Here is a 7,635-nt window from a genome sequence, read left to right as displayed (position 1 = left end):
CCCCCACCCGTATACTCTCATCACCACACCAAACCCATTGCCCTCCTTGCTCTTACCAAAATTCGCCCCACAAAAACGTTCGGCACATTGGCACAGGGTGCAATACTGCTATTGGGCGCGGTGTGCGCCGAAGCTCAGCCGCTGCAGCTAGTTTCGCCGTTCCAGATCGGGAGGTGGTTCACTGTGTTGACGATCTCACGGCTATCGCGTTGGAGCATCAACTACTATAACGACACCGCCAATCAGGCCCAGGCCGCGGCGATGGATCGCCAAGCCGCCGGCGGAGGGCTGGGCGAGTACTACTCCGAAAGCGATACCCGGGTACCCACCTGGGTGGTGGCCGGGGACGCCGCGGCGGTGGGGGAGCTGACCGGGCTGGATGCTGCCGCGCTGCATGGTGGGTTTGCCGACACCACGGTGGCGGCCCGGTGGCTCGATGACGGGATCGCCCCCAACGGAGCGAGCGGGCGGGTCTTCACCGCGGGCTCGGTGCACGGTTTTGACCTGACGTTCGCCGCCCCTAAGAGTGTGTCGCTGCTACGCGCCCTGACCGACGATATCGGCGAAAAGACCATGGTCATGGCCCATCAGAAGGGCATCGACGCGGCGATGACCTACCTACACGAACACGCCGGATACACCCGGGTGCACAACCCGCTGACCGGGAAAAAGGACCTGCAGCGGCTGCCGGGGTTGGTGGGGATCGCCTACCAACACGAAACGTCGCGGTGCGGAGATCCCCACCTGCACACCCACGTCATCGTGCCCAACCGGCAATCCCGCGCCGACGGCACGCTGGTGTCGATCGACTCCAAGTCGCTGCACCACGAAGCCAAGGCCGCCGGGGTGATCTATCAGGCCGTGGTGCGTCACGAGCTGCACGCCGCGATCGGAGCGGAGTGGAGAGCAGTCGGGGAGCACTCCGGGATGGCCGAGATCGCCGGCGTCACCAAGAAGTGCATCAAGGCCTGGTCGCAACGCTCCACCAGGTTGCGGGAATGGGCGCACAACAACCTGCTCGTCGTCGACGGTGAGCCCACCGCCCAGCAGCTCGCCGCCGCGCAGAAAGCCACACGCCCGGCCAAGCCGGAATCCAAAGCATGGGCCGAACTCACAGACGAGTGGCGCGCCGATGCGCGCGGTCTAGAACTGGACCGCGCAGCGCATCTTGAGGCGCGCGCCGCGCGCCGCGCCGCGCCGCGCATAGCCCAGGACCGCGCCGCACCGCGCATGCTGTTGGACCGCGCGCGCCTGGCGCGCATGGTCGCGCGCATCGACAAGCCCGGGTTCACGCGCGCCGACCTCGTGGAGCTGGTGGGCGCGCTGCTGCCCGTCGACGTACCCGGGGATCCGCGCGCACTGATCGAGCAGATCGTGGACATGGTCGGGGTGCGGGTGAGCCCGCCCCGCGAAGCCCATCACCGCGAAGGACACGACATGTTCACCGTGGACGCGGTGATCGCCGAAGAGACGCGCATCTTCGACATCGTCGACGCGGCCGACACCCGCGCGCGACTCGATGCGCGCACCGCGGACCTCGGTGGCCTGTCCGCGGATCAGGCGCGCGCCATCGCCACCATCGCGGCCTCGCCGTATCTGGTGCAGCCGCTGCAAGCCCCGGCAGGTGCGGGCAAAACGCACTCGCTGCGCGCGCTGCGCGCCGCCGCGCACCGCACCGCCAAAGAGGTGCTGGTGCTCGCGCCGACAGGCAAGGCCGTCGATGAGGCGATGCGCGGTCAGGCTGGCGACCGCGGGTTGACGGTGGCCAAAGCACTCACACTCATCGAAGACAATCAGCTCCACGTCGACCGGCGCACCGTGGTCGTCGTCGACGAAGCCTCCATGGTGGGGACCCCCGAGCTGCGACGCCTCCTCGAGGTCAGCACGGCCGCGCGCGCCAAGATGGTCCTGGTCGGCGACGCCTATCAGTTGTCTCCGGTCAAAGCCCGCGGCGGCATGTTTGAGCACCTCTGTGAAGACCTGCCGTGGTCGCAGCGCCTGACTGAGGTGTGGCGGATGCGCGACCCCGCCGAACGCGACGCCTCCCTCGCCTTGCGCTCCGGACGCGGCAACCGGCTGCGCAAAGCTGTCGGCTGGTACCGCAACCAGGACCGCTTGCACACCGGGGACCCGATCGCCATGGCCGCCGACGCCACCACCGCCTACATCAAAGCCCGCGCCGAGGGCAAAGACGTCGCGATCCTCTGCGACACCTGGGACATCGCCGACGCCATCAACCAGCGCCTCCACGACCACTTCACCGCCGCGGATGCTGCGAGTGTGGCGGTGGCCCGTGATCAACAGGTCCGCGCCGGGGATCTCATCCTGAGCCGCCACAACGACGCCACCCTGGCCGTGGAACCCGGCACACAGCACCGCCGAGGCGAGCGGATCGACCAGGTCCGCAACGGCAACCGCTGGCGCGTGGTCAACGTCGACGCCACCCACGGCCGGATTGCCGCCGAGCGGCTCACCGATAAGGCCCGCGTCATCTTCGCCGGCGACTACCTACGCGAGCACATCACCCTGAGCTACGTCGGCACAGTGCACTCCGCCCAAGGCATGACCATCGGCAACTCCCACCAATACGGCATCTGCTGGACGGTCCTGTCCGATCGCGCCAGCCGCGCCATGGCCTACGTCGGCATGACCCGCGGGCGCGACGAAAACCACCTCGCCATCTATCCGGCTGCCACCAACGAAGCCCACCAACACCACCACGGCGCCGACACAGCCATCCACCAGATACACCGCGGCACCAAACACACCGCCGCCCACGCCCTGCACACAATCCTGACCGCCAACGACGACCGCGCGACCACCATGCACACCGTCGCCGCACACACCGACCGTGAACTGCTGCCCACCATCGTCGCCGCACTGCTCGACCGCAACGACCAACGCCGCGCCGACCGCGCCCAGGCCTGGCGTCGGCACACCGCCCAAACCCGCGACCGCGACGCCGCCTACCAACGCCTCACCGCCACCAGCCAGCATGCCGCTCAGCGCCAACGCAGCCGCATCCGCAGCCGCGATCAGGGTTACGGTCTCGAACTTTAAGACCCGCAACGGTTGTTCTCGGGCTGGTGGCCAGCGTCGACTTCGTAGTCTCTACCGTGGCGGCTACCGTCCGCTGACGCTCCCGTCCGCCGCCACGAAACCCGGAGACTCGTCGTGTGAGCCGTACCAGCTCAGCAGAGTTCACCGACAGCATGTAGTGCGAAGTTTCTTTACTGGTATCAAGCTGAGTGCCCGTAGAGGCAACGCCCTGGCGCGCCGTCAGGTTTTCGGACTCTGGACACGCTGATTAAGAGAACGCGGCCCAGTTGACCTTTGACCTGTGGCGACAACGGTCGACTTACGGAGACTTGCGACAGCGTTCTGGAGGGCAGTTATCTACTGCCCTGAGCGTGAAGGCCTCGTGGAGGCCTGTGGGCAAATCTCACGATCGCGCACCCGGAATCACAGGCTGATGCCGGTTCTGGCAGCGGTGAAAGTTTGACGTACAGCGCGCGGGCTAGGGGAGCCGGCCGGGAATTTGGGCGGCTCGGTCGTGGGGATGGCTATTGCCATCAACCGCACGCCCACGAGGGTCGTTGCAGCGAGCACGCTGAGCCTGCGATGGATCATGTCGACGTCGCGGTCAGTGTGGCGGAGTTGTCGTATGTTTCGATTGTTGGTCAGCGGGCCAGGTGGGCGCTTGTCTTTGCGCGCTAACGTTGCGCTGCGCTGTTGTCGGATATCCGCACCGCCGCGACACGGGCAGCGCTAGCGTGCAAAGCGTGGAACCTGCCTGGGTGGGCGCTCAGGGTCAGACCGAGCGACGGCTGTGGTCGACGGTCCTGCAACCGGCGGCCGTCGAACTCGCCAAGCGCGCCGGCGAGATCTCCGACGCGGTCGTGGGCTACATCAGCCAGCGGCTGCCCGATCTACTCGGCAACGCCGAGGCGCTGGAAGCGAACCGGGCCAGCACCGAAGCGAGTATCCGCGACTTCGCTGAAGTGTTGCGGTCCGGCGCCGATCCCCCGAACGCCGCCAGCCTCGGCTCCGCGACCCTCGACTACGCGCTCGACGGTGCCCACCACGGCGTACCGCTGACCGTGTTGCTGCGCAGCTACCGGCTCGGCCACGCCGCCACATCGCCGCATCTCAACGCGATCCTGGCCAAGCATGTGACCGACGCGGACGAGCTTAACCGGGCGATCGAGTTGTCTTCGGCATGGATGTTCGCCTATGTGGATGCCGCGCTCTGCCTCCTCGAGGACGCGTACACCACAGAGCGTGACCGCTGGGTGCGCAGCGCCGCTGCCAGCCAGGCCGAGACAATCGGCGCCATCCTGTCCGGGCAACCGATCGATATCGAGGTGGCAAGCCGGCGGCTGCGCCACGAACTGCAGCGCGTGCACGTCGCCGCCATCGGCTGGCTGGAAACCCACGAAGAGGGGCGCAACACGCTGGCCCTGCTCGAAGCGGCGCTCCGCGACATCGCCGCGGCGATCGGCAGCCAGCATCCGCTTGTCCAGCCCCTCGGCACGTTGTCGGTGGCAGCCTGGATAAGCACCAAAGGCCACGTCCCGTCGAGAGTGCTCGACGAGCTGCGGTTCCGGACGGCGACGGCACCCGGGGTTCGTGTCGCGATCGGCGAGCCCGCCCGCGGCATCGTAGGATTTCGCGCAAGCCATCTCGAGGCACTCCAAGCGCAACGGATCGCGCGGATGGCCGGCCGCGGCGAAGGCAGCATCACCCGCTACAGCGACATCTCGCTGCGCGCACTCGCCACTGCGAACATCGACCAGGCCCGCGCGTTCGTCTCGTGCGAGCTGGGCGCACTGGCGACCGGCGATGACAACACTCGGCGGCTCGCCGCGACCGTGCGCACCTACCTCGACGAGAACGGAAGCCGCGCCAGGACCGCCAAGCGACTCAGCATCCACGAGAACACCGTCTCCTACCGACTCCGGCAAGCCGAGGAGCTCCTAGGTCGATCGGTGGACAAGCGCACGCTCGAACTGCGCGTCGCGCTCACCCTGGCCGAACTCGTCGACGAGACGCCTGAAACGAATCGATGGACTCCAGGCAACATTTAGGCACCCGTGGGGGTAAGGAACTGGGGAGAAACGGGTTGTCGCCCGCCGTCACGTCTCGGGGGCCGCCGCGGCCAGTGCCTCCAGGGTTTGCGCAGCGGTGTATTCAGGGGCCCAGCCGAGTTGGGACTTGGCTTTGCCGGTGTCCATCAGGACTGACGTTCGTGCCACGTGGAAGATGCCGGCTTCGGCGGGAAGGAACGGAAGTCGGGCTACCGCCGCCGACCCGACGGTGGCAGTAGCGGCGGGCACCCGGACGGAGCGTCCGCCCAGGGCCGCCGCAATCTTCGACAGCGATGTCTCGCCGTCCCCGGCGATGTCGTAGGCCCCCGGCGGTGCTGAAGCCTTCGCCGCCAATGCGACGGCAGCAGCGACGTCGTCATGATGGATGAGCTGAAGCGGGACACGGGGGTCGGGGAAGGGCAGCTTCAGAAGCGGTATCGCGCGCGTGATCGACCGAAATGCGGACGGAAACCGATTCCACGGCATCGCGTCGGCCAGCGCGGTCGCCTTCGGTCCGGCGACGATGCACGGACGAAGCACGAACACTTCCAGCCAAGAGCCATCGGTGATCTCGGCGAGCGCGGCTTCGCAGGCCGCCTTCTGCGCGGAATAGTCGTGCTCGGGCGATCCGCGGGGCGGAACATCTTCGGTGAGCGGATCCGGGTTGGCGGAGTGGTAGCCGTAAGCCGCGGCCGACGACGTGTAGACCAGCCGCGTCACCCGCTCGGCAGCGACGGCGGCCTCGAAGACAATGCGTGTCCCCGCGAGGTTGACCCGCTCACTTTCCGCGCGCGAACCCAGCACAATGAATGCGAGATGGATGACGACATCGGCGTCGGCGACCAACGCGTCCACCGCGTCACGGTCCATGATGTCGCCCTGGTGATAAGTCGTCTTTGTCCATCCATGCAAGGCCGGATCGAATGGCCGGCGGGCCATCCCGACGATCCGGTCCACGGCGGGGTCTCGTTCCAGGGCAGTCACTGCCGAGATTCCGATTTCGCCAGTTGGTCCCGTAACAGCCACGGTGAGTCCCATCGGCCTGTCCTCTCTTCCGGATCGGACGGACCGACCCATGTTGGCATTGCGCACTTTTGGAGTGCATTCAGGTTTGCGACCTCGCCCCGACGATGTCTCGGAACAGGGCCTGGCGGAGCGCGAGTTCGCGTGGATCGTTGTACAAGTGGAAGCCGGCTCTGTTCATCGCGTACGCGAACCCGATCCGGGTATCGGGATCGGCGAACCCGAACGAGCCACCAGCTCCTGGGGTTCCGAACGCATTGTCAGACGAACCGAACCGGAACTTGGGGAAGGGTTTGATGTAGCCGAGCGAGAATGTCGTGTCGACTCGGAGCACTTTGTCGCGCAACCCCTTAGTCGGTGGAATCGCGGGCTTGGCGAGCGCATCGAGAGTGCTCGTGGTCAAGCCGAGAACAGAACCACCTGTCGCGACGCAACCGTAGGCTTTGGCCACCGACCGTGCGGTACCGATGCCGTTGGCGGCTGGTATCTCGACCGCACGAACCTCTTCCCGGTTGTAGGCGTGGATATCACCAATGCCCTTGGGATTGCCGAGTGTTCGAGCTGTCAGACCTCGCGGATTCAATACAGCGGCCACAAAACGCGGCGGCATCGTCCTGAGGTGCAGCAGCAGCTCGCGTTTCGAAAATCCGTGCAAGTGGGCCACGCGGTCGCGGTCCACCGAGGCCGGCAATCCGATGTAGAACTCCAGCCCAAGTGGTTTGGCAACCTCGTCCGCGAAGAACTGGCCCAGTGAGCGCCCCAACGGGTCCGCACGGCGGATGAGTTCGGATTCATACCAGCCGAGCGTGACGGCGTGGTAGCCGTGTCTGGTCCCAGGGGTCCAAGCGGGGGCCTGCGCCGCGAGCACCGCCGACATCTTCGCCGGGTCCGCCAGGTCGCGCATCGTCAGAGCCGCGTCGATGGCGGGCAGCCCGGCTTGGTGGGAAAGCAGCTGCCGGACGGTGATCGATCCTTTGGACGCGTGCGCAAACTCCGGCCAGTAATCGGCCACCTTGGCGTCATACGAAATGAGTCCCCGAGCGGCGGCGACTGCGATCGCAAGCGCGGAAACACCTTTCGTGGTCGAGAACATGTTGACGAGGGTTTCTTCCTGCCACGGAGCTTTGGTGATCCCATTGCGGAAGCCACCCCACAAATCGACCACCTTGACGCCATCACGGTAAACGGCGACAGCCGCCCCGACCTCGTGACCGCTGACCATGTTTCGGCGAAAGGCGTCAGCGACTTTGCCGTACCCCTCGTCGACGTCCCCGCCAATGAGACTGGGCGACACTGTGACTCTGAGAACCATTTGCAGCTGTTCTCGTTATGCGGTGAACGGGTTATGGGTCGGGAGTGGCTTGATCAGCGGGTCGAGCAGCTTGCCGGCCTGCTCCACGCTCAGGACATCGGCGGGGTCGAGCGGGATGATCTCGCGGACGGTTTCGTCGTACTCCCAGACGTCCTCGCCGACCAGGCGGCCCTCGTCGTCGTAGGGCCAGATCATGTGCTCGGCAGATTTAAT

4 protein-coding genes and 1 pseudogene are annotated in these 7,635 nt (G+C 66.3%); 2 read left to right on the top strand and 3 right to left on the bottom strand.

Annotated features, from left to right (window positions below; all coding sequences use genetic code 11):
- Nucleotides 1-183: 183 nt before the first annotated feature.
- Together mobF and ACLP9N_RS16865 are read left to right on the top strand one after the other, a co-directional pair.
- A complete protein-coding gene (gene mobF / locus ACLP9N_RS16870) occupies nt 184-3,060 on the top strand; it encodes a MobF family relaxase (RefSeq protein ID WP_442408494.1) in 2,877 nt (958 codons plus the stop codon).
- Between the two features lie 722 nt (nt 3,061-3,782).
- Nucleotides 3,783-5,087 (top strand): PucR family transcriptional regulator, encoded by a 1,305-nt coding sequence (locus tag ACLP9N_RS16865; protein WP_442408493.1) that lies wholly within the window; start codon nt 3,783-3,785, stop codon nt 5,085-5,087.
- A 48-nt stretch (nt 5,088-5,135) separates the two neighbouring features.
- Here the strand turns inward: ACLP9N_RS16865 and ACLP9N_RS16860 are convergent, their stop codons facing one another.
- The 3 genes and pseudogenes from ACLP9N_RS16860 to ACLP9N_RS16850 form a co-directional block, all read right to left on the bottom strand.
- Nucleotides 5,136-6,125 carry an NAD-dependent epimerase/dehydratase family protein gene (locus ACLP9N_RS16860; RefSeq protein ID WP_442408492.1) on the bottom strand — a complete coding sequence of 330 codons (990 nt, stop codon included), beginning with the start codon at nt 6,123-6,125 and terminating at the stop codon, nt 5,136-5,138.
- A gap of 67 nt (nt 6,126-6,192) precedes the next feature.
- A complete protein-coding gene (locus tag ACLP9N_RS16855; protein WP_442408491.1) occupies nt 6,193-7,422 on the bottom strand; it encodes a serine hydrolase domain-containing protein in 1,230 nt (409 codons plus the stop codon).
- A gap of 15 nt (nt 7,423-7,437) precedes the next feature.
- A pseudogene (locus ACLP9N_RS16850) lies at nt 7,438-7,635 on the bottom strand (hypothetical protein); the annotation flags it as partial.

It is taken from the genome of Mycobacterium sp. (assembly GCF_052144515.1).
In the GTDB taxonomy this organism is placed as follows: domain Bacteria; phylum Actinomycetota; class Actinomycetes; order Mycobacteriales; family Mycobacteriaceae; genus Mycobacterium.
Note: the sequence above shows the minus strand (reverse complement) of the source record. Positions and strands in the feature narration are given on the sequence as shown.